The organism is Paenibacillus sp. KS1 (assembly GCF_001680695.1).
GTDB lineage: Bacteria > Bacillota > Bacilli > Paenibacillales > Paenibacillaceae > Paenibacillus_B > Paenibacillus_B suaedae.
Map to the genome: position 1 here is coordinate 1 of NZ_MAIS01000296.1, position 553 is coordinate 553.

Consider the following 553-nt stretch of genomic DNA (forward strand, 5'->3'; position numbering starts at 1 on the left):
ATGAGAATCGGGGAACTTTCCGCCCGAACTGGGGTTAGCCTTCGCTCACTGCGTTATTATGAGCAGCAGGGATTGCTTACTCCCGCTAGGCATACGAATGGCTACCGCGAATATTCAACGTTTGCGGAAGAACAAGTGCGCACCATTCAGTTTTATTTAAGCCTTGGACTTACAACGGAGCAAATCGCCGGATTTCTGCAATGCGTCCTCAAGAATGAAGAAGCCTTCTGTCAAGAAGTGCTCCCGATATATGAGCAAAAGCTTGCGGAAATCGACGAGCAAATCCATCTTCTTCAATCTATAAAGTCCAATCTGCAAGAGCGCATCCGCTTCATTATGAAGGAAAGACAAACAACGAACCAGGAGGAATAACGATGAGTATATACGAAGTTAATGAACAATCATTTCGCGAATCTATTCGCGAGCAAGGGGTTACACTAGTTGAATTCGGAGCAACGTGGTGCCCTCCATGCAAAGCGCTTCTGCCAATTCTCGACGAGTTGGATCATCAATATGGGGAACGGGTAAACGTAGTCAAGGTAGACTGTGACGA

The 553-nt window shown here is 46.5% G+C and carries 2 protein-coding genes; both read left to right on the forward strand.

Translation table 11 applies throughout. From position 1 onward, the window contains the following. Positions 1–372, forward strand: a 372-nt coding sequence (locus BBG47_RS28390) for a MerR family transcriptional regulator (RefSeq protein WP_021255868.1), incomplete at its 5' end; no start/stop codon positions are given. Between the two features lie 2 nt (positions 373–374). After that, positions 375–553, forward strand: a 179-nt coding sequence (locus BBG47_RS28395) for a thioredoxin family protein (protein ID WP_139070843.1), incomplete at its 3' end; no start/stop codon positions are given.